Raw genomic sequence first — 23,188 nt, 5'->3', positions numbered from 1 at the left:
GCCACACCAGGCAACACCGGCCAGTACAACCACTTCGAGAACAACGGCTCGATCTACTGGTCGGAACAGACCGGCGCACACACCATCCAAGGCGCTATCCGGGACAAGTGGGCTTCCATGGGCTGGGAACGCGGCCCGCTGGGTTACCCCACCACCGACGAGCAGAGCGCCGCGGACGGTAAGGGTCGCTACAACGAGTTCGCCGGAAGCGATGGCGGCGCCATCTACTCGGCCTCGGAGGGCGCCTGGATAGAAGAGTTCGGAGCCACGCACGCCGTCTACGGCGCCATCTACGACAAATGGGTGGCGAGCGGCGGGGTCAACGGACCGTTGGGGTACCCGATCACCGACGAGCTCGTCGGTTACGAGGAACTCGGTTACAGCGGCAGGTACAACGCCTTCAGCGGTCAGGACGGTATGTTCGCCTTAATCGCCTGGAGCCAGGAGACAGGAGCACACTCGGTACAGGGCAAGATCGCCTACAAATACGCGAGCTCCAAGTACGGCGGTCCGGGCGGTGTCCTGGGCTACCCGACCACCGACCAGCGTACCACCCCGGACGGTCAGGGCTCCTACAACCACTTCAACGGTGCGGGCGGCAGCTCGATCTACTCCAGCAAGGCGGTCGGAAGGGCGCACGCGGTCTTCGGCGGGATCCGGGACCGCTGGCAGCAGCGGGGCTGGGAGCGTTCCTACCTGGGCTACCCGACCAGCGGCCAGTACCAGGTGGACGGCGTCTACCGGGTCGACTTCCAGGGTGGTCAGATCACCTACTACCCGGAGACCGGTGAGATCGTCGACCGGCCGTGGTGACCGAACCGGTCACACCGGGCTGAGCACCCGGCGAGTGTGACATCCCCGAAGGGCCTTCCGGAACGCTCCGGAAGGCCCTTCGTTGTCACTAACAGGTGAAATACCGGTATGAGCCGCGTGATCGAGCGTGTCCGTTCCACAGCTCCGGCCCACCCGCTCCCAAGCTGGGCATCGTTCGGAGTTCGCCGAGCTGAACAGGAGCATCCCGTGTTTTCCGGAAATGGTTCGATCTTGCGCAGAGCGGTGGCCGGTGCGGCCACCATGCTCGCGGTCACGCTGTCGCTGGGGCTGTCCGGCACCGCGAGCGGCGATGTGGACACTCCCCGCGCGGAGCAGCAGACCCGGGCGGAGGAGCAGCCCCAGAAGGCCTCGCCCGCCGAATTCACCCCCATCGAACACCGGTACTGGAACGATCCGAAGCTGCGTAAGCTGCTCGGTCACCCGGTGGACACCGAGTACCACAAGGACGGGATCTCCTACCAGGAGTACCAGAACGGCTGGATGTACCACACCGACGACACGGGCACGCACGAGGTGCACGGGGCCATCGCGGACCGCTACACCGAGGTAGGCACGCACGAGACCTACGGTGTCCCCACCACCGACGAGCTGAAGACCCCGGACGGCAAGGGGCGCTACAACCACTTCACGGGGACCAAGGCGATCGGGATCGCCTCGATCTACTGGACCCCGAAGACCGGTGCACAGGGAATCTGGGGGCCGCCGAGGCAATTCTGGGCCAAGCACGGCTACGAGCGCGGCTTTCTGAACTACCCCACCTCCACCACCACGGACACTCCCGGTGGCAAGGGGATCTACACGCATTTCCGCGGCGCGGACCACCACGGGGCCTCCGTGTACTGGAGCGAGAAAACCGGTGCTCACTCGGTGCAGGGCGCGATCCGCGCCCGTTGGCTGAAGCTCGGCGCCGAGAAATCGTGGCTGGGTTTTCCCAAGTCCAACGAGTACGGCATCAAAAACGGTCGACGTAGCGATTTCCAGCACGGCTACATCATCTGGAACTCCAAGACCGGCAAGACCAAGGCGTACCGTTACTGACCGGAGTTTTCCACCGGGTTGCCACCCGGTCTCCTTCGGCGCGGAAGCGTCGAGGGAGACCGGGCAACGGGCGGAAAACGCCTTCGCTATCGCATCGTGGATGCGGTTGTGACTCCCGTCGAGTCGGCTGCGAGAATCGACTGTGGATTCGGGGCCGGGGCGATGGGAGACTCGGATATGGCCGTGAAGTGCTCCATTGTGGATAACACGCTGGTCGCTGAGTTCGATTCGACCATGTTCAAGTGGCTACGCGCTTCACTGCCACGATATCGGGAACTGGTCCAGGGAAGACTGGACGAATACCGCGAATACGACTGGCTGTGTGAGCGGCTCTCGTTGCCGTTGCCGGTCACCCCACTGGACTCGACCATGCTCCGCGCGCTGCGCGACAGCTGGTGCGATCCCGTGGACGACGACGCGTTGCGCGGTTGGCTGGAGGCCGATCTGATCAACCGGCTCCGCGAGGACGCGGACGTCGTGCTGCGCACCCTGCCCGCCAGGGGCGAAAAACTGGTGCTGCACAACGCCGAGCAGGTCGAGGCGTGGTTCTGGGTGCTGGTGAACATGCGCATCGCCTACGGAGTGGAGCACGGCGTGCTCGGTCCGGGCTGCGCCCCCATCGACGAGCACTTCGACAAGACGGCGGACTGGAGCGATCCGCTCACGCCCGCACGCTTCGCGGTGTGGTGGATGCAGAATGTCGCGGACGTGCTGCGCAAGGTTTCCGGGCAACCCCTGCCGGAGTACTCCTACTACTGACTGGTCTTACCGAGCGGGTTCGCGGCCGGATTCGCGCGGGTGGAGTGACGGACGGCGCGTGCGGCGGTGCCTTGCGGGCCGTGCCGCTGTGGAGCGGCGCCCACTCCCCTGCCCAGCTCACTCTCCTACCCAAGCTCACTCCCCCGACCAGAGGGTGTGCAACGGCAACCTGCCCCGCGGGATCGCGGACCTGCCGGCAGGCGCGGGCGCGGGCCATCCCAACGCGATACCGGTACGCACCGACCACGGCTCCTCGAACCCGGCGATCGCGGTGGCCCGCTCGGCGTTGGCCGCCGGGAAGAAGGTCGCCGGGCAACAGCCGAGTCCGAAAGCGCCCGCCGCCGCCATGAGGGTCTGTGCGAACCTGCCCCCGTCGAACTCGGCGTCCGCCCCGCCGCGATCCAGCGCCAGCAGGATCACCACCGGTGCCTGCGCGAGGTGCAGGGCGTAGTCGCCGCAGCGCCCCAGTTCGGCACGGGTGTCCGCATCGCGAACGGTGTGCACCCGCCACGGTTGGCGATTACGCGCGGAACCGGTCCAACGGGCCACCTCGAGTATCCGGCGCAGATCCGCCGTGGGCACCTCGGCGTCCGTGAACCAGCGGTTGGCGCGCAATCCGCGCAGCATCTCCAACGAGTCCGGGAAAGGGGCACCACGCCCGGGTGATTCGGTCACGATCGAAGTATGGTGCGCTAGGGTGCGAACTGTCGCGAGAGGTCGGCCCAATGCGCCGAAAAGCCGTACGGAGGTTCGCCGCGTGCAGTCGGAGACGACCGCGTCCTCGGAGAGCATGCTCCCCGAACGCAGCAAAGAGGTTGCCCGTCGGCTCCGGGCGATGGGAGTACCGGGCGAGATCCGGGAGATGCCCGGATCGACCAGGACCGCCGCCGATGCCGCGGCGGCCCTCGGCTGCGAGACGGGCGCGATCGCGGGAAGCCTGGTCTTCCTCTCCGGTGAGGAGCCGGTCCTGGTGCTGACCAGTGGGCGCCACCGGGTGGACACGGAAGCGCTGGCCCTGCGGCTGGGGTGGCAACCGCTCGTCCGCGCCAAGCCCGAGCAGGTCCGGCGGGCCACCGGCCAGGCGATCGGCGGGGTGGCTCCGTTGGGACATCCCGAGGCGCTGCCGACGGTGGTCGACAGCGCACTGGCGGACTACGAACGGGTGTGGGCCGCGGGCGGCACACCCCGAACGTTGTTTCCCACCAGCCATGACGAGCTGGTCCGCATGACCGACGGCCGGTCCCTACCGGTCGCCTCCGAAGAGTGACCGGAGCCCGCACCGTCCGGCGTCAATCTCCCCCGAGATCGCCGCGCCGGTGGCGAGGGAGCCGGGGCGTACGACGGTCCGGCCTGGGGGGGGGGTCGATTTCTCGCGAAATCGCCGGGCCGGCAGCGCCGAGGAGTAGCCGCCCTCCGAGCGCTCCCGCAGGCCGAGTCCCGACCACCCTCGCAGTCGGCACCGCCGCGGGTTCTCCCGTGCGGCTCTCGCGAGGACGCCGGAGACGTTGTGTAGGTCGCTACCCGATGTCGCCGGACCCGCAGCGAGAGCCGTGCGAGAGGTTCCGCCACCCGCACCGCCGCACAGACCGAGCCGAAAACCTCGCTCAGAGGTAGAAGGCGAAGAAAAGACACCCTGCGAGGATGCCGAACAGCACCAGCAGCACCTTGTCCTTGAGTGCCACTTCCTCCGGTTCACCGGCCACGCCCTTGTCCACGTCCACCGCGTAACGCAGGATGCCGATCACGAAGGGAATGATCGACACCACTCCCCAGATCGAGTTGTCCTCCTGCCGGATGTCGTAGGCCCACATGCTGTAGGACATGATCATGATCGCGGCCGAGATGGCCCAGACGAACCGCAGGTACGAGGCGGAGTAGGCCCGTAGCGACTTGCGGATCTTGGCTCCGGTCTCGTTGGCGAGCTTGACCTCCGCGTAGCGCTTGCCCGCCACCATGAACAGCGAGCCGAAAGCGACCACGATGTAGAACCACTGGGTGATCTCCAGCCCGGCGGCCGCGCCGCCCGCCACCGCGCGCAGCAGGAAGCCGGAGGCCACTATGCACAGGTCGATCACCGGCTGGTGCTTGAGGCCGAAGCAGTAGCCGAGCTGCACGGCGACGTAGACGACCATCACCGCCAGCAGGCCCATGCTCATCAGGCCGGAGACGACCAGCGAGCCCACGAGCAGCAACCCGCACACCCCGTAGGCCACCGGCAGCGGGATCAACCCCGCCGCGATCGGCCGGTTTCGTTTGGTGGGGTGCGCCCGATCGGACTCCACGTCGAGAGCGTCGTTGATGAAGTAGATCCCCGAAGCGGCCATCGAGAAGACCGCGAAGGCCACGGCAGCGTCGAGCAGGGTCGGAACCGCCCACAGCTCACCCGCGCTGAACGGTGCGGCCAGCACCAGGATGTTCTTGACCCACTGCTTCGGTCGTAGCTCCTTGAGCAGGCCGTTGAGCAGCCCGCTCGGAGTTCCCGCGGCGGCGATCACCCTCGCGTGGTAGGCGTCCGAGGACTTGTCCTGGGACGATCCCGCGGCGCTCGTTTCCCCCGCCGGGGCCGTGCTCGCCGTGTCTTCGGTGAACCGGTCCTCCAGCGCACCGGCCTCACCGCCCGCCTCCGAGCCGATCAGTCCCTCGGAGTCGGCCCGCACGGCCTCTTCGGTGTCCGCGGCACGTGCCTCGGCGGGCGAGGATTCGGCGTCACGTTCGGTCTCGGCTTCGCGCTCGGTGGTGGCGGTGTCGACACCGCCGCCGGAAGCGGATCCTGTCGCCGACCGCTCGGACCGCTGCCCCTCGTTGCTTCCCGCGGTGGTGTCCTCCGCGGTCCTGGAATCGGCTTCGTTCCTGTCAGCCACGGTTCCTCCGCCGTTCGACGTATCGACGTACGCCCAGCGCGACGGTCCCACCGAGTCCCGAACCGACCAGCACGTCACTCGGGTAGTGAACACCGAGCACCAGGCGGCTGACCATCATCGGCGGCACCACCACCGGTCCCAGCCCGCGCCCGAGCAACCTGCCGTAAAGAATCGCGGCCGTGGTCGTCGAAGTGGCGTGCGAGGAGGGAAAGCTCAACCGGCTGGGGGTGTCGACCAGCACCCGGATGCCCGGGTCGCCGGGGCGGTTGCGTCGCACGACGCGCTTGACCGCGATGGAGGCGCCGTGCGAAACGGCGACACCGGCGGCGGCCAGTACCCACTCGCGACGACGGCGGCGGTCGGTGAGCGCCCCGACCGCCCCGAGCGCCAGCCAGCCGAGGGCGTGATCGCCGAATTTGGACATGCCCTTCGCGACGGTAACCACCGGTGGTGTTGCCAGCACGTGCTGCACACGGCGCACCGCGGTGGTCTCTGCCGTGACTGCAGCGGGCATTCTCTCCTCCGTGGTCTGCTCCGGCTCGATCCGCTCGATCGGCTCGGCCGCCACGGTGGTCAGCTCTGCGTCCACTTCGTCTCCGGCTTCCTCTCCTGCCGAGGTGCGTCCACTCCGGGGACCCGTCCGGGGCCGGTGTTCCGGCCCCGGACCGGCGCACCCGGTAGTGCCCGACGCTCGGATTCGCTTCGAATCACTCGTACATCCGCTTCCAGGACTCCGGGCTGGTCAGCTCCGGCAGCGCCTGGCGGTAGGCGTCCCGTAACCGCGGCCACTCACTGACGAGCTTGCGGTAGTCCGCCAGGGCACGCCTGCCGAGCCTGCGGAACTCGTCCGGGTCACGTCGCCGGAACACGGTACCGCTCCCGTCCGCGGTGGATACGGTGGCACTGTCCAGCGCACCGAGCAGGAACCAGAGCGCGTTCGAGGAGGGGATGTTCAGCTGCGGCCGGTTCTTGGCGTTCGGATCGGGGGCCTTGAGGTTGTGCAGCAACGCCTGGGAGGCACGCTTGGCTATCCGCACCGGGTGCACCGGCGGATCCAACAGTGCTTCGGCCATGGCGGGATTGGCGGAGGGAGTCGGTAGCTCTCCCGCGGAGGAGTAGGTCTGTGCGTCGGAGTAGTGCTCACGAAGCTTGCGAACCTCGGGTAACGCGGTACGCAGGCTGTCGAAAAGCCCCTCCGGCCCGGCCAGGAAGTCCTCCACCGCCTTGAGCTGCACCGCGACCGTGGAGTACTCCATGGAGAACAGGTGCCGCAACGTGAGCTTGAGACTCTGTTTGACCAGGTTCTTGCGCACGTCGTCCGGGCTGTGCAGCGCGGCGAGGATCAGCCTGTTGCGGGTGTGGAAGTAGGCCGTCCAGTCCGTCGCGTCGTTCTTGTCCGTCCAGGGCATGTGCCAGACTGCGGCACCGGGCAGCGAAACGGTCGGATAACCGCGTTCACCCGCCCGCAGGTGGTACTCGGCGTCGTCCCACTTGAGGAAGAGCGGCAGCGGCAGACCGGTCTGCTCGATGACCTCCCTCGGGAACAGGCACATCCACCACCCGTTGTAGGTGGAGTGGATGAGCTTGTGCAGCTTCCTGCTCTTTCGCAGCGGGTACTGGGCGAAGTCGTGGTCGGTGGCGGCTCCGGGTGCGGCACGCCACATCGCGGCGCCGAGATCGACGACCTCACCCATGGTGTGCAGCCGTGACCTGGCCTGGAGATTGAGCATGTGCCCACCGACGACCACCGGCTGCACCGAGGCGCGTGCGAAGGCGTTGGAGCGCAGGATGCCGTCCGGCTCCATCGCGATGTCATCGTCGAACAGCATCACCTGTTCGGCGTCGGAGTTGTAGATCCCCTCGTACATCACGCGGGTGAACCCACCGGAACCGCCGAGGTTGGGTTGCTCGATGACGTGAAGCTTGTCACCGATCCGGCGAACGGCCTCGTCGAAGCCCTCGGTCTCGCGGATCTTCTGCGCCCCCTGGTCGGCCACCACCACACGTTCGACGAGGTCGAGGACCTGTGAGTCCTCACCCAGGGTCTGCAGCGTCTGCACGCAGTCGTCCGGGCGCATGGTGGTGGTGCCGACCACGACCCGCTGCTTCGGCAGTTTGAGGTCGGTGGTCCAGGCCGCCTCGTCGAGCTCGATGTCGCCCTCGTTGGTGAACAGGTCGAACCAGATCCAGCCGCCGTCCTCGAAGGGCTTGAGCGAGATGCGGAACTCCAGCCGACGCCAGGACTTCGGACTGGATACGGCCGTCCCCTCCAGGTGCACGATGTCGCCGTTCGGTTTGGAGCGGTAAACATCCAGCCTGCCCGAGCCGCGAACCTTGAGCCGTAGCACCACCTCGTCGAGCTTCGTCCAGCGTTTCCAGTAACTGGCGGGGAACGCGTTGAAGTACGAGGCGAACGAGATGTTGGTGTGTACCGGAACACGCAGCGATCGGCGGGACAACACGGTGGCGTGTTGCGAAGCGGCTTCCGGTTCGTCGAGGTAGAGCGGACGGGCATCCATCGGGTCCTCGGAACGGGGCAGCAACACCCGCTGCAGCACCTGTTCCGCGCCGATCCGCTTGCCGCCGGTGCGGACCGTGGCCGAATCGGCGAGTTTGCTCTCACCCACGGCGTCCGCGGAGTCACTCTCCGCTCCGGAAACCGCCGTGCCCTGTTCCGGGGAGTTCTGCTCCGCGGCGTCCTGCTCCAACTGATCCGACTCGGCCAGGTCAGGCTCGGTCGGAGAAGTCCGGTCAGTCACGTCAGTCCTCCATCGAGCCGTCCAACGAGCGGCCCTCGGTGAAGTAGGGGTAAACCTTGTTGTCGAACATGCTCAGCGCGGATCCGATGGCCATGTGCATGTCCAGGTACTTGTAAGTGCCCAACCTGCCGCCGAAGAGCACCTTGCGCTCCTTCGCCTCCCGTTTGGCCAGATCACGGTAGGCTTCCAGCTTCGCTCGGTCCTCGGCCGTGTTGATCGGATAGTAGGGTTCGTCGCCGCTCTCGGCGAACCGCGAGTACTCCCGAACGATCACGGTCTTGTCATTGGGATAGTAATCCCGCTCCGGGTGGAAGTGCCGGAATTCGTGGATCCGCGTGTAAGGGATCTCCTCGTCGGCGTAGTTCAGCACCGGCGTGCCCTGGAAGTCACCCGTTTGCACGACCTCGGTCTCGAAGTCGAGAGTTCGCCAGCCGAGCTCACCGGCGGAGTAGTCGAAGTAACCGTCCAGCGGCCCGGTGTAGACGACCGGCACGTCGGGCAACTGGTCGCGCACGTCGAAGTAGTCGGTTTCCAGCCGCACCTCGATGTTGGGGTGATCGGCCATCCGACGCAGCCAGGCGGTGTAACCGTCCACCGGCAGGCCTTCGTAGGTGTCGCTGAAGTAACGATTGTTGAAGTTGTAGCGCACCGGCAGCCGGGTGATGTTGGCAGCGGGCAGTTCCTTGGGGTCGGTCTGCCACTGCTTGGCGGTGTAACCGCGTACGAACGCCTCGTAGAGCGGACGACCGATCAGCGAGATCGCCTTCTCCTCGAGGTTCTTGGCGTCGGCGGTCTCGATCTCGGCAGCCTGCTCCGCGACCAGCGCCTTCGCCTCGTCCGGAGTGAAGGCACGTCCGAAGAACTGACAGATCAGCCCGAGGTTCATCGGGAAGGAGTAGATCTGTCCCTGGTACCGGGTGAAGACCCGGTGCTGGTAGTCGGTGAAGTCGGTGAAGCGGGTGACGTAGTCCCACACGCGCTTGTTCGAGGTGTGGAACAGATGCGCACCGTAACGATGCACCTCGATACCGGTTTCCGGCTCGGCCTCGGAGTAGGCGTTGCCACCTATGTGGTGCCTTCGCTCCAGCAGCAGTACTCGCTTGTCCAACTGGGTGGCGGCGCGTTCAGCGATCGTAAGTCCGAAAAATCCGGAACCTACGATTATCAGGTCATAACCTCCGAAGCTCACAGCCGCGAGGGTAGCGTTAGACCGATCGGGTGCCGAAACCGCGTGCCATCAGCGACTGATCGTGTCGGTTTCGCGATCGCGGCTTCGGAAAACGGCTCGCTCCGCCGGGCGCGTGAACTCCGTCGGGCGCGTGAAGTGATTCGGTCGCATACTGCCCCGCGATGGTGTGAACGACTCACATCGAAAACCACCGTCCGGGCCCACCGACAACTACCGCCCGGCCCACCGGCAATGTGAGCGAGGCGACTTATGCTCCGCGGTTTGATCGTCGGAACCATCGCACTGGCCACGACCACCCTGCTGACCACCGGCGCAGCCGGTTCGACCACGGAACGAGCGAACCCGGACCGCGGGGAAACCACGGCGGTGCACCGAGCGCTCTCCGAGGCACCGGGCACGCGGGAAGCACCGGGCGTCCGCACGGTACGGACCCGAGAACAGTTCAGCATGGTCGCTGTCACCTGGGACGGGAAAGCCCCGGACCACACAGCGGCCCAGTACTGGCAGGACGGAAGCTGGAGCTCCTGGCACGAGCTGTCACCACTGCGCTCCGCGGGACACGGCGGGGAGGATGTCTCCGGCGCGGCAGGCGCCAGCGGTGCCTGGTGGACCGGGCCGAGCTCCCGCATCCGGATACGCGCGGTGCGGGCGGGCGAGCACGTGACCGGGGAACTGGAACTGATCGCGATCACGCCGGGCACGGAGCCGGTGCGCTCGGAACCCGAACGGCGGAGCGCACGGCCACCGGTGGTAACCCGCGCGGAGTGGGGCGCCGACGAGAGCCTGATGCGCTGGCCACCGGAGTACTCGGCCACCACACGAGCGGCGATCGTGCACCACACCGTGGAGACGAACGACTACACCTGCGCGCGTTCCGCCGAGGTGGTCAGGGGGCTGTATCACTACCACGCCGTGGAGCTCGGGTGGGGCGACATCGGCTACCACGCGTTGGTGGACAAGTGCGGGACGATCTTCGCTGGCCGTACCGACGGGCTGCGCCGCCACGTGGTGGGTGGCCACACCAAGGGATTCAACGGCCAGACCTTCGGGGTGGCGCTGATCGGCAACTTCGAGACCGCCCACCCGACCGACAGCGCGCTTCGTTCGACCGGCAGGATCGCGGGTTGGAAACTCGGCACCGTCGGTCGTGATCCGCTGGGCCAAACCACGCTGGTCTCCGGGGGCGGTAAGGGCAACGAGTACCCCGAGGGCACCTCGGTCACGTTGCCCCGGATCTTCACCCACAGCGACGTCGGCGACACCGCCTGCCCCGGTCAAAACGTCTACGACCGGATGGCCACCATCAGACAGGCCTCGGCCGAATGATCCGTCGCCGGTTCGCGTAGCGAACCGAGCCGCCTCCAGCAGGAGGTCACCACCAGCGTTCGAGCACGGTTGCCACCCCGTCGTGGGTGTTGCTGGTGGTCACCTCGTCGGCGACCTGGCGGACCTCGGGGTGCGCGTTGCCGACCGCCACGCCGTGCCCCACCCACTCCAGCATGGGGATGTCGTTGGGCATGTCGCCGAACGCGATGATGTCGGGGGGCTCAGCCGCCAGTTGCTCGGCCACCCGCGCCAGCCCCGCCGCCTTGTTCACGCCGGGCGCGGACAGCTCCAGCAGCCCGGCCCCGGTGGAGTAGGTGATCTCCAGCCGTCCCCCGATCAGTTCCTCCGCGAAGGGCGCCATCTCGGCACTGGTCATCCGCTCGTGCATGACCAGCAACTTCACCACCGGCACACCGACGAGTTCGTGCTGGACCGCGATCCGCAGATCCGGGTTGGGCCAGCAGCGGTGGAACGCGGACTCGGCGATGAACTGCTGGTCCAACCGGTCGTGCGCGCCGCTGGTGGCTCGCTCGACCCCGAAGGAACACCCCGGGAGGGCCTCGCGCAGCTCGCCGGTCACCTCCCGCAGGGTTGTCGGCTCGATCGGCGTGCTGTGCAGCACACGGTCCGCGGCCGCGTCGTAGAGCACCGCACCGTTGGAACACACGACTGTGCCGGCCACGCCGAGACCGGTCACGATTCGCGGGACCCACCGAGGCGGACGACCGGTGACCAGCACGAACGGGGTTCCGGAGTCATGCACGCCGCGCGCGCTGCGCGCGGTGCGTTCGCTGACCCGCTCCGCGGGGTCCAGCAGGGTTCCGTCGACGTCGGAAGCGACAAGGGATGGTCTGCGCACCAGACCATTCTGCCGTGCCGAGCCGGTTATCGGGACGCGATGCGCACCACTTTCATGGAATATGCCGCCTACGCCGTGGCTACCTCTCGTAGCGGAGCGGCATGAACGTATACGGTCACGAGTGTGCGCGTTGGGATAGTGATTCTGCCCGAACACCGATGGTGGGCCGCGGAGCCGCTCTGGCGTATGGCGGAGGAGTACGGCTTCGACCACGCCTGGACCTATGACCACGTGGGTTGGAGATCGTTGGTGGACAAACCGTGGTTCGACGCGGTTCCCACCCTCACGGCGGCGGCCACCGTGACTTCCCGGATCAAGCTGGGCACGCTGGTGAGTTCCCCCAATTTCCGACACCCGGTGCATTTCGCCCGCGAGGTGACCGCGCTGGACGATGTCAGCGACGGACGTTTCCTGCTCGGTCTCGGCTCGGGAAGCAGTGGTTTCGACGAACGGGTGTTCGGAACCGAGCCCCTGTCCACCTCCGATCGGGTCGAGCGTTTCGGGGAGTTCACCGAGCTGCTGGACTCGATCCTCACGAACGACAACGTCAGTTCCGACGGCAAGTACTACTCGGCGGTGGAGGCGCGGCGCTCCCCGGGCTGCGTCCAGACGCCGCGTGTCCCGTTCGTGGTGGCCGCCGAGGGCACCCGTGCGATGCACCTCGCCGCGCGGTTCGGCAACGGTTGGGTGACGAACGGCCGCGGGTCGGGTACCGAAGTGACCGACGACGAGGCGTGGTGGCGTTCGCTGCGGGACAACACGGAACGTTTCGAGGAAGTACTGCGGGAGCGGGGGCGCGTGCCGGGAAGGGTGCCGCGCTACCTGAACGCCGACGCGGGCGCGGTCTACTCGCTCAGCAGCGTCGAGCGTTTCAGGGACGTACTGGGCAGAGCGGGCGAACTGGGATTCACCGACGTGATCGTGCACTGGCCCCGGACGGAGGCACCGTTCGCGGGACGGGAATCGGTGCTGGAGGAGATCGCATCGGAGGTACTGCCCGGTCTGAAGGAGCACTGACCCGCCGCCGGAGGCCCCCTGCCGGGGAAACCGCTTCCGGCAACGCGGATACCGACGGGTCGTGTCGGGTATCCACCGGACGAACCGCTCGGAATCGACAACCTCGCCGTCGGGAGATCCCGGCCCATGAACACACGAAGCACGGCCCGCCGCCTGTTGGACGTGGCGGGCACGACCTACGCCGCCCAGGCGGACATCACGCTGCGGAACCGACCGGAACCGCTGTACCGACTGTTGGTGTTGTCGGTGCTGCTGTCCACCCGGATCAAGGCCGAGATCGCGGTGGCCGCCGCCCGCGAGCTCGCCGAGTTCGACACGCCGGAGCGGATGCTGCGCGCCACCTGGCAGCAGCGGGTGGACGCGCTGGGACGCGGCCACTACGTCCGCTACGACGAGAGCACCGCCACCGCCCTCGGCCAGGGGGCGGAACTGCTGCGGGACGAGTACGCGGGCGATCCGCGCAACATACGAACCGAGGCAGCGGGCGACCCCGCGAAACTGCGTTCCGCGCTGCGCGGGATCCCGAAGCTGGGGCCGGTGGGGGCCGACATCTTCTGCCGCGAGGCACAGGCGGTGTGGCCGGAGCTGCGCCCCTACTTCGACAAGAAGGCCCTGACAGGCGCGCAGCGGGTCGGCCTGCCGGGAAGGGCCGCGGAACTCGCCGAACTCGCCGAGGCGGAGGAGCTGGCCCGGCTGGCAGCGGCCTGCGTACGCGTGACGCTGGAGAAGGGGACGGCGGAGAAGGTCGAGCAACCCTCCGCCACCGGCCGAACCGCCGCCACCGGGTGAGCGCAGGAGGCCCGGCTCGCGCCCCATCCCGGGGGCTTCCCAACGGAACCTCCCGTCCGCTCTCGCGGCGGGAGGTCCGGAACCGGGTGGCGACTACGGGTTCAGGACCTCGACACCGCCCATGAAGGGGCGCAGCCCCTCCGGAACCCGAACCGAGCCGTCGGACCGCTGGTGGTTCTCCAGGATGGCCACGATCCAGCGGGTGGTGGCCAGCGTCCCGTTGAGCGTGGCGGTGATCCGGTTCGCCCCGTCCGGGTCGCGATAGCGGACGTTCAGGCGCCGTGCCTGGAACGTGGTGCAGTTGGAGGTGGAAGTGAGCTCGCGGTACTCCCCCTGGCTGGGGATCCACGCCTCGCAGTCGAACTTGCGGGCGGCGCTGTCGCCGAGGTCGCCCGCGGCGGTGTCGATCACCCGGTAGGCCAGTTCGAGCTTGCCCAGCATCTCCTCCTCCAGCGCCAGCAGCCGCTCGTGCTCCTCGCGGGCCTGCTCCGGCGGGCAGTAGGAGAACATCTCCAGCTTGTTGAACTGGTGCACCCGGATGATGCCGCGGGTGTCCTTGCCGTAGGACCCGGCTTCCCTGCGGAAGCAGGTGGACCAGCCGGCGTAGCGACGCGGGCCCGCGGTGAAGTCGAGGATCTCGCCCTGGTGGTAGCCGGCCAGCGGGACCTCGGAGGTGCCGACCAGGTACAGGTCGTCCTGCTCCAGCCGGTAGACCTCGTCGGAGTGCGCCCCCAGGAAGCCGGTTCCCTCCATGACCTCGGGGCGAACCAGCACCGGCGGCACCGTCAGCGTGAAACCGGCCGCCGTCGCACTGGCCGCGGCCATGTTGAGCAGCGCCAGTTCGAGCTGGGCCCCCACACCGGTGAGGAAGTAGAACCGCGCCCCGGAGACCTTGGCTCCCCGCTCCATGTCCAGCGCACCCAGCGAGGTACCCAGTTCGAGGTGATCGGCGATTTCGAAGTCGAAATCGGGCGGCGTGCCGACGTGCTTGAGCACGACGTAGTCCTGCTCGCCCCCGTGTGGGGTCTCGGGTTCGATGATGTTGGAGACAGCTCGCTGCGCCCGTTCCAGTTCGGCGTCGGCGGCGGTCTGCTCGGCCTCGGCCTCCTTGACCCTGTTGGCGAGCTCCTTGGCCTCGGCGAGCAGCCTGTCGCGTTGCTCGCCCGACGCCTTGCCGACTTCCTTGCCCATCCGCTTCTGCTCGGCACGCAGCTCGTCGGCGCCGGCCACCGCTGACCTGCGCCGCTCGTCGGCGGCGAGCAGTGCATCCACCAGAGCGGAGTCCTCCCCGCGGGCGCGCTGCGAAGCGCGCACGGCGTCGGGATCCTCGCGCAGCGTCTTCAGGTCGATCACGGCAGGTCAGCCTAGCTTGTCGCGGCCGGTGTGCCCCAGCCTGGGTGGCCCCGCGCGCCCACGGGCGCGATCCGCACCCCCTCGGGCGCGAAACACACCGTGCTGTGCGCGTTCCGATGTCGGGTTAGGCAGTATGGAGGAGTGATGGCCGAGCCCCCCGAATCACCGTCGGAGCAGAACTCCGGCAGTACGAATCCCTCCCGCGGCGGTCGGAGCCGGCAGGGAGCCGCGAACGCACGACTGGTGATGATCATGGCCGTTATCGGTGCCCTGCTGGTGTTCACGGTAGCGGCGCTGCTGAACTGGCCCTCCGCCGAGAACCCGCCCCCAGGGCTGGCGCAGCAGCCAACCACGACGGCCCCGCCTCCCGACTTCGAGGCACCGGCCGGGACCTGCCTGAACTGGACCCAGCCGGATGCCAGCGACATCAGCGAGGTCCCCTGCTCCGAACCCCACCTGTTCGAGATGACCGGGACCACCGAGGTGTGGGCCCGGTTCGGTCCCGATGCCGAGTTCCCCAACACCGAGGTGTTCAACGAGATCAAGACGAAGCGTTGCTCCGACGTGGCCCGGCAGTACCTGGGGAACGGCTTCGACCCGAACGGCCGTTTCGAGGTCAGCGCCTTCCTGCCGAGCAAGCAGAGCTGGAACGACGGCGACCGCACGCTGCACTGCGCGCTGCAGCAGCCGGGCCCGGCCGGTCAGTTGTACCGCTTCACCGGCAAGGTCGACTCCCTCGACCAGTCCGACATCTACGAGGTGGGCACCTGCCTGGGGATCAGCGGCACCTCGGTCTCCTCGCCCGTGGAGTGCTCGAAACCGCACTCGGTGGAGATGACCGGAGTCGCCGATCTGAGCCAGAAGTTCGAGGGCGGCCATCCCGCCACCGAGAAGCAGGACGAGTTCCTGCTCACGACCTGTCAGAAACAGCTGGCCGACTACGCGGGCGGCAAGAACGTGGCCGAGGACAAGGGATTGTCGCTCTACTGGGACAACCTCTCGAAGGAGAGCTGGCAGGCCGGATCGCGCAAGGTCAACTGCAAGGTGGCGGCCACACTCGACGACGGCGGATTCGCCCCGGTGACGGGCAGCGTCACCGGCGAGATCTCCATCAGTGACCAGCCCGCACCCGAGAAGACACCCCGACCGGGAGTTCCCGCCGACGGCCAGAGGTGAGCGAGATGCCGGTGGAAATGTCGTCCCAGCGTTTCGAGGAGCTGGTCGGCGACGCGTTGGACCGGGTGCCGCAGCAGCTGCTGCGGGAGCTGAACAACGTGGTCATCCTCGTGGAGGACCGCAACCCGGACGACGAGTCGCTGCTCGGGCTCTACGAGGGGATCGCGCTGACGGAGCGCGACAGCAGCTACGGCGGAGTGCTGCCGGACAGGATCACGATCTACCGCGAACCGCTGCTGGAGATGTGTTCCAGTGAACAGCACGTGGTCGACGAGGTCGCGGTGACCGTGGTGCACGAACTGGCGCACCACTTCGGGCTGGACGAGGAGAAGCTGCACGCGCTCGGCTGGGGATAGCAGCGGACCGGGGTCGGCAGCGGACCGGGGTCGGCAGCGGGCCGGGGTTGGCAACGGGCGGGCCCGGCAGTGGGTAGAGGCCAGTAAGGGTCGGGGCCGGTACCGGACCGCCGCTCAGGCGGTTCTGCCCTCGCGCACCTCGCTCAGCCACCGCATCGAGCGGCGAAAGGCCTGCTCGGAGTCGGCCGCCCGCACGCTGACGGGCTTGTTGTCCGCCTTGGGGAACGAGCCCAGGAAGCGCACCTCGGAGCAGCGCCGGTGCAGCCCGGTCAACGCGTCGCCGATTCTGGTGTCGGCCACGTGGCCGTCGAAGTCGAGGAAGAACCGGTAGGCGCCGAGCCGGTCCTTGGTGGGCCGGGACTCGATGCGGCTCAGGTTGATGCCGCGCAGCGAGAGCTCGGACAGCACCTCCCCGAGCGCTCCCACCTCGTCGTGTGCGACCACGGCGATCGAGGTCCGGTCGGCCCCGGTCGGCTCGGGCAGGTGACCCGGGCTACGGACCAGCAGGAACCTGGTGACCGCGTCGTCCACATCGGCGATGTCGCTCGCCAGCCGGGTGAGTCGGGAGTGGTACCGGTGGGCGACCGGAGCCACCACGGCCGCGTCCGCGGTGGTGTTCTCCACCTCCACCGCGGCGGTGGCGGTGGAAGCGGTGGGTACGCCCTGCGCCCGGGGCAGTTCCCGGGACAACCAACCGTGCACCTGGGCCAGTGCGTGCGGATGACTCGCCACCGAGGTGACTTCCGAGGGGGTGGTTCCCGGGCGCACCAGCACGTCGAACCGGATCGGCAGCACCAGCTCGGCGACGGCCACCACCGGGTCGCCCGCCACCAGCGCGTCCAGGGTCGACGGCACGGAGCCTTCGACGGAGTTCTCCATCGGCACACCGGCCGCTTCGACCTCCCCGGCACGTACCGCCTCCAACGCCGAGTGCACGGTGTCGTAGGCGACCAGCTCTGCGGCGAAGTCCGCTGTCAGCTCACGCGCGGCCTGTTCGGTGAACGTGCCTTGCGGACCGAGATAAGCGATTCGGGGCACGCCTGCCAGCCTATGCCGAGTTTCGGCGGGAGTGGTCACCCGGGCGTACCGAAGAAACCCCAGTTCACACGTTAGTGGTAAAGATCATGCCCCCGAAGTGTGACCTACCCAATTACGCGAAACCCGTTCCGGCTGCGATGCTGTGCACGTGACCGCGGATTCGGAGCGCTCGAGATACGGGGCGGAACCGGAGCTGCGGCTGGTCCTGTGCGCACTGGACGAGCCGCTGGCCGCAGCGTGGAACAGCATCGCCTACGGCCGGGAAGGCATCAGCGTTCACCACGGTTCGGTGCTCGACACGCACGTCGACGCCGTGGTCAGCCCGGCGAACTCGTACGGGTGGATGCGGGGCGGCATCGACGCCGCCTACGCGAACGCTTTCCCCGATGTGGAACAACAGGTGCGCAGTGCCGTACTCGCCTACCACGGGGGCGAGCTTCCGGTCGGTGAGGCGCTGTTGGTTCCCACCGGCTGCCGAGTACCCACCTGGCTGATCAGCGCCCCCACGATGCGGGAACCGGGCGAAACACTGCCGGGGGACACCGTGCACCCCTACCTGGCAGCCAGGGCGATGCTTCGGCTGTGGTCCGGGGCGGTGTTGGACAACGGGACACCGGTGCGCCACGTCGTGCGCTCCATAGCGCTGCCCGGGCTGGGAACCGGAGTGGGCGGCGCGGCGCCCGAACTCTGCGCCAAGCAGACGGCGGCCGCCTGGGACGAGGTGTTCGCACGGGTGGACACCGCCTGATCGCACATCGGCCGCTCCCACCCGCGAGCCTCGTCGAGCGGCGACTCCGCCCCGAGCGAAACGGAGCTCGAAAGCGTAATGTCGGCCACGTCGCAGGCTGGCCAGGTGTAAGGACCCCGGGAGGTTTCGTCGATGCTCATCCGCAGGCTCGCGCGCCCACTGTTGGCTTCGATCTTCGTCTGGGGCGGTATCGGAGTCTTCCGCGACACCGAGGGCCACGCCAAGGCGGCCACCCCACTGTTGGAACGAGCCACCGCTCCGGTCAAGGACAGCCTGCCCCAACAGGTCCCCACGAACCCCCGAACCCTGGTCAAGATCGACGGCGCCGTGAAGATCGGGGCGGGTGTGCTGCTGGGGCTCGGCAAGGCGCCGCGGTTGGCAGCGGTGCTGCTCAGCGGCAGCCTGGTGCCGACTACCCTCGCGGCGCACGCCTTCTGGGAGATAGAGGACCCGGAGCAGCGCGCCGCACAGCAGATCCACTTCCTGAAGAATCTCGGCCTGCTCGGCGGGCTGCTGACCACGGCGGTGGACACGAAGGGCAAACCCTCGGTGGGCTACCGGGCCCGGCAGGGCGCGCACCGGGCCGTCGAGCAGACGCAGCAGGCCGTACCCGGCAAGGGCGGTAAGAACTGCGGCATCGGGAAGCTCCGGCACTAGGAACCGCCGGTGTCACGGGGCGGGTCGGCGCGGTTCCACCCCGAGGGAACGACCGGTCGACACCCTGCCCGACCGCACGGCGGAGCACGCCAGTAGCGTGGAGGCCGTGCAGGTACGCGTGCTGCTCGTCGACGACCACGAAGTCGTGCGCAGAGGGCTGCGCGATCTACTGGACACCGAGCCGGACGTCAGCGTCGTCGGTGAGGCGGGCAACGTGGACGAGGGCCTCGTCCGGGCACGCGCGGATCAGCCGGACGTGGCGGTCGTGGACATGCGACTGCCGGACGGCGACGGGCTGCTGCTGTGCCGCGGACTGCGCGAGTTACCCGAACCGCCACGCTGCCTGGTGCTGACGGCGTTCGACGACGAGCAGGCCCTGGTGGGGGCGATCAACGCGGGCGCCTCCGGCTATCTGCTGAAACAGGTGCGGGGTCAGGACCTCGTGAACGCGGTCCGCGAGGTCGCCGCGGGACGCTCCCTGCTGGATCCGGTGACCACGCGCCGGGTACTGGACCGGATGCGTGAGGACAGCGAGAAACCGCCGGACGAGCTGGACACGCTGACGGAACAGGAGCAGCGGGTGCTGGAGCTGATCGGCGAGGGCATGAGCAACCGCGAGATCGCCAAACGGCTGTTCCTCGCCGAGAAAACGGTGAAGAACTACGTGACATCGGTACTGGCCAAGCTGGGGATGGCACGCCGCACCCAGGCAGCCGCCTGGTACGCCCGCAGACAGGGCTGATCGGCCGCCAGAGGGTCGGCTGCCAGAGGTCGGCTGCCAGAGGTCGGCTGCCGAGGGCTGATCGGCTGCGGAATGAGCGGTCGGCTGCCAGCGGCGCTCGGGCCCGGTAGCGGCAACCACGTGCTCGGTCGAGCCGCGGGACCCGGCCGGAATCGCGGGGCCTGTTCCGAGCCGCGGCACGTGCTCGGGGCGCGGGGCGAGCTTTGCCGGACTCAGGTCGCGGCGAGTGGGACCTGCCACGTGACGGTGCTGCCGCTGTCCGGGGAGGAATCGATGGTGCAGCTGCCTCCGGCGGCCGTGGCGCGCTCCGCCATGTTGCGCAGTCCCCGCTTGGTCACGTCCCGCGGAATACCGCAGCCGTCGTCGGTGACCTGCAACAGCATTCCCTCGTAGGTCCGTCGCACCCGGACCAGCACGTTCCGGGCGCCGGAGTGGCGCACCACGTTGGAAAGCGCCTCGCGCAACGCGGCGCGTGCGTGATCGGCCACCGTCACCGGAACATCGTCGAGGTTGCCGGACAGCTCCAGCTCGGGCGGTTCGCCGAGCAGCTCGCCCGCGATGCGTACCTCGCCGCGCAGCGACTCCGCCAGGTCCGGGGGCCGGGTCGGCTGCTCGGGATCGGAGGAGGTCAACGTGCGCACGGTCGCGCGCACCTCGGCTATGGTCTGATCGATCTGATCGGTGATCTCGGTCAGCCGCTTCGCGTCCGCGGGATCCAGATCGGCGGCGATCCTGCGGTCGAGCACGTTGAGCTGCACCCCGGCCGCGTAGAGCCGTTGCACGATCACGTCGTGCAGGTCGCGCGCGATCCGCTCGCGTTCCTGGTAGACCGCGACACGTTGCCGGGCGGTGGACCCCTCCGCCAGTACCAGCGCCAGCCCGGCCTGCGCTGCCAACGAGGTCAACAGATCCACGGTCACCCTGGTGAAGGGGTCCGCACCCCGCCTGCGGTACACCGCCAGCGCACCCAACCTCCGTTCGTGCGTGCCGAACGGGGCCACCGCGAACGGGCCGTACACCCGCAGCGCCCACGGGACGTAGGGAGCCGTCATCGGATCGTCGATGAGGTCGTCGACCACCACCGGTACACCGCCGTGCGCCACCTGGGAGGCGGCGGAGTGCGGTGAGAGCACCGAACCCACCGGGTCGGTCAGCGGCTCGGGGGCGTGCGGACCGACGTGGGACGCCTCCACCGTGAGGTTGTCCTGCTCGTCGCGGACCATCACGAGCCCGAGGTCCGCCTCGGCCAGCGCGGCGGCGCGCCGGACCACGAGCGGAAGCACCGCCCCCGGATCCTCCTCCGCGAGGGCGGCCTTGGTGATCTCGGTGGAGGCGGCGAGCATTCGCCTGGCCAGCGTCGAATCCATGGCACCCACGACGTTATAGCCATTCGGCGCTTCGTGCGCTCGGTGCAGGAGCAACCTCACACCCGGAGTCCTCCGCCGGGGCGGCGATCTCTCGCGGAATCGCCGCGCGGCGGGAGGTTCCGCCGAGCGAGCACCCGGCCACCCGAGCGGAGGACTTCGATCAGTACAGCGGGTCCCGCGCGATCGGGGAGGACATGCAGCGGGGCCCGCCGCGTCCGGAGCCGAGTTCGGAACCACTGATGCGCAGCACCTCGATGCCCGCTTCCTCCAACCGCGCGTTGGTCTCCACGTTGCGTTCGTAGGCCACCACCGTTCCCGGGGAGACCGCCAGCGTGTTGTTGCCGTCCTCCCACTGCTCGCGCTCGGCGGTGACCGGATCGAGCCCGGTGTCGAGCACCCGCAGCCGGTCCAGTTCCATCGCTTCGGCAGCAGCCCGGAGGAACGGCTCGGGGCCGGACACCTTGATGCCCTCACCGGCGGGTCGCAGCACGTAGGCGGTGAGGTGATCGCGGATCGCGGGATACATCAGCACCGCGTCGTGGTCGACCATCGTGCACACCGTGTCCAGGTGCATCGAGGCCCGGGTCTGCGTGATCGGCACCGCGAGCACGGTGTGCGCGAGGCCGTCGACGAACAGCGATCGGGCCAGCGACTCCGCACCCGCGGGAGTGGTGCGCTCCCCGACCCCCACGGCCACCACGCCCGGCGCCAGCAGCAGCACGTCCCCACCCTCGACCGGGGCGGAGTGCGCACCGTAGGCACGGGCGGACTGCGCGAACCTGGGGTGGTAGGCGTAGACCAGGTCGGTCAGCGCGGACTCGCGGATCCGCGCGGGCATCGCCAGCGAGGTCACCGCCACCCTGTCGTCGATCCAAACCGAGGAATCCCTGGTGAACAGCAGGTTCGGCAGCGGGTCGATGGCGAAGTCGTGCGGCTGGTGCATCCGACGCACCAGCGACTGCCCCTCGGCGGCGGGCAGCTCCTCGAAGGTCATTCCCGCCACCAGAACGCGGGTGAGCGTCTTCTCGTCCATGCTGGACAGGTAGGAGCACAGCGTGTCCGCCACCTCGGCGCCCAGCCTGCGTTCGTCCACGCCGCTGTGCAGCGCGGCGGTGCGGGCCCTCGGGTCGCGCAGCGCCTCGGACAGCAGTTCGTCGAGCAGCAGCACCTCGACGCCCTGCTCGCGCAGCACCGCCGCGAACGCGTCGTGCTCCTGCTCGGCGCGGTCCACCCAGGGAATCGCGTCGAACAGCAGTTGGTCGTTGTTGCGCGGGGTGAGCCGCTTGAGCTCACCGCCGGGGCGGTGCAGCAGCACGGTGCGCAGCGGGCCGACTTCGCTCGTCACGTGTGGGGTCGTCACGGTCCCGCAGCCTAGCCGTATCGAGCGAGAATAGCCGCATCCGACGCGAAATTCGACGGATCGTTAACCGATTCCGGCAGGACGGGAACGGTTCGTTGCGCCGAGGGTGTGCGATCAGGGCAGCCAACCCACCTGCTCGCGCAACAGGGCGTAACCGACGAAGGCGACGACGTCGATCAGCGCGTGCCCGATGATCAGCGCGTGGATCCGGTTGGTGCGCTGCCACACCCGACCGTAGACCAACCCCATGACCACGTTGCCCATGAAACCGCCGAATCCCTGGTACAGGTGGTAGGAGCCGCGCAGCACCGCCGAGATCCACAGGGCGCGGTTCTCGGTGGCGCCCAGCTGCCGCAACCGGGTGAGCAGGTAGCAGACCACCAGCACTTCCTCGGCCGCGGCGTTGCCCAACGCCGAAAGCACCAGCACCGGAGCCCGCCACCACGCCTCGTCCAGGGTGGAGGGCTGCACGGCCAGGTTCAGCCCCAGCGAGTGCGCCACCAGGTAAAGCCCCAGACCGGGGATGCCGATCAGGGCGGCCAGCCCGGCGCCTCCCGCGAGGTCCCGCCCCGGCCTGCTGTTGTCGAAACCCACTTTTCGCAGCGCGATACCGCCCTGCCACAGCAGGTAGACGCCGAGAGCGGCCCAGGCGAACAGGCGCAGCACACCCGCCAGCTGTTCCAGCAGGTCCAGCAGTCCCAACCGCGCCTGGGAGGTGTTGAGCGCCACCGCCTGCTGGTCCAGTGACTCGGGACGCAGCAGCGCGTCCAACAGGGACAGCAGGCTCTGCAACCCCGCCATGCCGAGCGTGATCGCGAAGACGATCACCAGTTCGACGACGATCGCCCTGCGCTTGCCCGGATCGGTGATCAGGGCCGGTTGCTCGGGTCGGTTCGGCAGTAACCAGGAACGCGGCGCGGTGGGACCGTGACTGGTGCTCACCCCGGGAACCCTACTGAC

Annotated in this window: 23 protein-coding genes; 12 read left to right on the top strand and 11 right to left on the bottom strand. The window is 68.3% G+C overall.

Translation table 11 applies throughout. The annotated features are described in order from the left end of the window. The 3 genes from BLR41_RS22875 to BLR41_RS11710 all read left to right on the top strand — a co-directional run. A partial coding sequence (locus BLR41_RS22875; protein ID WP_425426909.1) for an LGFP repeat-containing protein occupies window positions 1-813 on the top strand: 813 nt, incomplete at its 5' end. A gap of 231 nt (window positions 814-1,044) precedes the next feature. Then, window positions 1,045-1,872 carry an LGFP repeat-containing protein gene (locus BLR41_RS11715; protein WP_245694080.1) on the top strand — a complete coding sequence of 276 codons (828 nt, stop codon included), beginning with the start codon at window positions 1,045-1,047 and terminating at the stop codon, window positions 1,870-1,872. Between the two features lie 177 nt (window positions 1,873-2,049). Beyond that, a complete protein-coding gene (locus BLR41_RS11710) occupies window positions 2,050-2,631 on the top strand; it encodes a DUF2017 family protein (RefSeq protein ID WP_092628102.1) in 582 nt (193 codons plus the stop codon). Window positions 2,632-2,766: 135 nt separating this feature from the next. Here BLR41_RS11710 and BLR41_RS11705 read toward each other — a convergent pair whose 3' ends face one another. Then, on the bottom strand, window positions 2,767-3,306 hold the full coding sequence (locus BLR41_RS11705) for a nitroreductase family protein (RefSeq protein WP_245694079.1): 540 nt from the start codon (window positions 3,304-3,306) through the stop codon (window positions 2,767-2,769). Between the two features lie 115 nt (window positions 3,307-3,421). On the opposite strand from BLR41_RS11705, the gene BLR41_RS11700 reads away from it, so the two are divergent. Continuing rightward, window positions 3,422-3,898, top strand: a complete 477-nt coding sequence (locus BLR41_RS11700; RefSeq protein WP_092628343.1) for a YbaK/EbsC family protein — start codon at window positions 3,422-3,424, stop codon at window positions 3,896-3,898. Between the two features lie 337 nt (window positions 3,899-4,235). On the opposite strand, the gene BLR41_RS11695 is transcribed toward BLR41_RS11700, so the two are convergent. From BLR41_RS11695 to glf, 4 genes are all read right to left on the bottom strand, one after another. Next, entirely contained in the window at window positions 4,236-5,492 is a 1,257-nt protein-coding gene (locus BLR41_RS11695) for a decaprenyl-phosphate phosphoribosyltransferase (RefSeq protein WP_218120088.1), read from the bottom strand. Next, window positions 5,485-6,081: a phosphatase PAP2 family protein gene (locus tag BLR41_RS11690; protein WP_218120087.1), complete on the bottom strand. Its 597-nt coding sequence runs from the start codon at window positions 6,079-6,081 to the stop codon at window positions 5,485-5,487. Before BLR41_RS11690 ends, BLR41_RS11695 begins: the two co-directional genes overlap by 8 nt. Before the next feature lie 118 nt (window positions 6,082-6,199). Continuing rightward, window positions 6,200-8,251: a glycosyltransferase gene (locus tag BLR41_RS11685; RefSeq protein ID WP_218120086.1), complete on the bottom strand. Its 2,052-nt coding sequence runs from the start codon at window positions 8,249-8,251 to the stop codon at window positions 6,200-6,202. 1 nt (window position 8,252) lies between these two features. After that, entirely contained in the window at window positions 8,253-9,440 is a 1,188-nt protein-coding gene (gene glf, locus BLR41_RS11680) for a UDP-galactopyranose mutase (protein ID WP_092628098.1), read from the bottom strand. Between the two features lie 249 nt (window positions 9,441-9,689). Here glf and BLR41_RS11675 point away from each other — a divergent pair, with 249 nt between their 5' ends. After that, window positions 9,690-10,766: a peptidoglycan recognition protein family protein gene (locus tag BLR41_RS11675; protein ID WP_092628097.1), complete on the top strand. Its 1,077-nt coding sequence runs from the start codon at window positions 9,690-9,692 to the stop codon at window positions 10,764-10,766. Between the two features lie 46 nt (window positions 10,767-10,812). Here the strand turns inward: BLR41_RS11675 and BLR41_RS11670 are convergent, their stop codons facing one another. Next, window positions 10,813-11,625 (bottom strand): HAD family hydrolase, encoded by an 813-nt coding sequence (locus BLR41_RS11670; RefSeq protein WP_092628096.1) that lies wholly within the window; start codon window positions 11,623-11,625, stop codon window positions 10,813-10,815. 123 nt (window positions 11,626-11,748) lie between these two features. On the opposite strand from BLR41_RS11670, the gene BLR41_RS11665 reads away from it, so the two are divergent. Both BLR41_RS11665 and BLR41_RS11660 read left to right on the top strand, forming a co-directional pair. After that, window positions 11,749-12,642: an LLM class flavin-dependent oxidoreductase gene (locus tag BLR41_RS11665; protein WP_092628094.1), complete on the top strand. Its 894-nt coding sequence runs from the start codon at window positions 11,749-11,751 to the stop codon at window positions 12,640-12,642. A gap of 126 nt (window positions 12,643-12,768) precedes the next feature. Continuing rightward, entirely contained in the window at window positions 12,769-13,431 is a 663-nt protein-coding gene (locus BLR41_RS11660) for an endonuclease (RefSeq protein ID WP_092628093.1), read from the top strand. A gap of 93 nt (window positions 13,432-13,524) precedes the next feature. Here the strand turns inward: BLR41_RS11660 and serS are convergent, their stop codons facing one another. Further along, window positions 13,525-14,784: a serine--tRNA ligase gene (gene serS / locus BLR41_RS11655; RefSeq protein WP_092628091.1), complete on the bottom strand. Its 1,260-nt coding sequence runs from the start codon at window positions 14,782-14,784 to the stop codon at window positions 13,525-13,527. Between the two features lie 144 nt (window positions 14,785-14,928). On the opposite strand from serS, the gene BLR41_RS11650 reads away from it, so the two are divergent. After that, window positions 14,929-15,960, top strand: coding sequence for a septum formation family protein (locus BLR41_RS11650; RefSeq protein ID WP_092628090.1), 1,032 nt, complete (start codon window positions 14,929-14,931; stop codon window positions 15,958-15,960). A 5-nt stretch (window positions 15,961-15,965) separates the two neighbouring features. Then, window positions 15,966-16,316 carry a metallopeptidase family protein gene (locus BLR41_RS11645; protein ID WP_092628338.1) on the top strand — a complete coding sequence of 117 codons (351 nt, stop codon included), beginning with the start codon at window positions 15,966-15,968 and terminating at the stop codon, window positions 16,314-16,316. Window positions 16,317-16,430: 114 nt separating this feature from the next. Here the strand turns inward: BLR41_RS11645 and pheA are convergent, their stop codons facing one another. Beyond that, window positions 16,431-17,354, bottom strand: a complete 924-nt coding sequence (pheA, locus tag BLR41_RS11640) for a prephenate dehydratase (protein ID WP_092628089.1) — start codon at window positions 17,352-17,354, stop codon at window positions 16,431-16,433. A 148-nt stretch (window positions 17,355-17,502) separates the two neighbouring features. Here pheA and BLR41_RS11635 point away from each other — a divergent pair, with 148 nt between their 5' ends. The 3 genes from BLR41_RS11635 to BLR41_RS11625 all read left to right on the top strand — a co-directional run bounded on the left by BLR41_RS11635 (window position 17,503) and on the right by BLR41_RS11625 (window position 19,501). Beyond that, entirely contained in the window at window positions 17,503-18,102 is a 600-nt protein-coding gene (locus BLR41_RS11635) for a macro domain-containing protein (RefSeq protein ID WP_092628336.1), read from the top strand. A gap of 132 nt (window positions 18,103-18,234) precedes the next feature. Further along, entirely contained in the window at window positions 18,235-18,759 is a 525-nt protein-coding gene (locus BLR41_RS11630; RefSeq protein WP_092628088.1) for a DoxX family protein, read from the top strand. Window positions 18,760-18,865: 106 nt separating this feature from the next. Next, window positions 18,866-19,501: a response regulator gene (locus BLR41_RS11625; RefSeq protein WP_092628334.1), complete on the top strand. Its 636-nt coding sequence runs from the start codon at window positions 18,866-18,868 to the stop codon at window positions 19,499-19,501. A gap of 212 nt (window positions 19,502-19,713) precedes the next feature. Here the strand turns inward: BLR41_RS11625 and BLR41_RS11620 are convergent, their stop codons facing one another. The 3 genes from BLR41_RS11620 to BLR41_RS11610 all read right to left on the bottom strand — a co-directional run bounded on the left by BLR41_RS11620 (window position 19,714) and on the right by BLR41_RS11610 (window position 23,170). Continuing rightward, window positions 19,714-20,868: a GAF domain-containing sensor histidine kinase gene (locus BLR41_RS11620; protein WP_092628086.1), complete on the bottom strand. Its 1,155-nt coding sequence runs from the start codon at window positions 20,866-20,868 to the stop codon at window positions 19,714-19,716. A gap of 160 nt (window positions 20,869-21,028) precedes the next feature. Then, on the bottom strand, window positions 21,029-22,213 hold the full coding sequence (locus BLR41_RS11615) for an arginine deiminase (protein WP_092628085.1): 1,185 nt from the start codon (window positions 22,211-22,213) through the stop codon (window positions 21,029-21,031). Between the two features lie 129 nt (window positions 22,214-22,342). Next, window positions 22,343-23,170, bottom strand: a complete 828-nt coding sequence (locus BLR41_RS11610; protein WP_218120085.1) for a CPBP family intramembrane glutamic endopeptidase — start codon at window positions 23,168-23,170, stop codon at window positions 22,343-22,345. Window positions 23,171-23,188: the final 18 nt, after the last annotated feature.

The organism is Actinopolyspora mzabensis, from assembly GCF_900101095.1.
Lineage (GTDB): Bacteria > Actinomycetota > Actinomycetes > Mycobacteriales > Pseudonocardiaceae > Actinopolyspora > Actinopolyspora mzabensis.
This window is presented reverse-complemented; position numbering and strand designations above follow the sequence as displayed.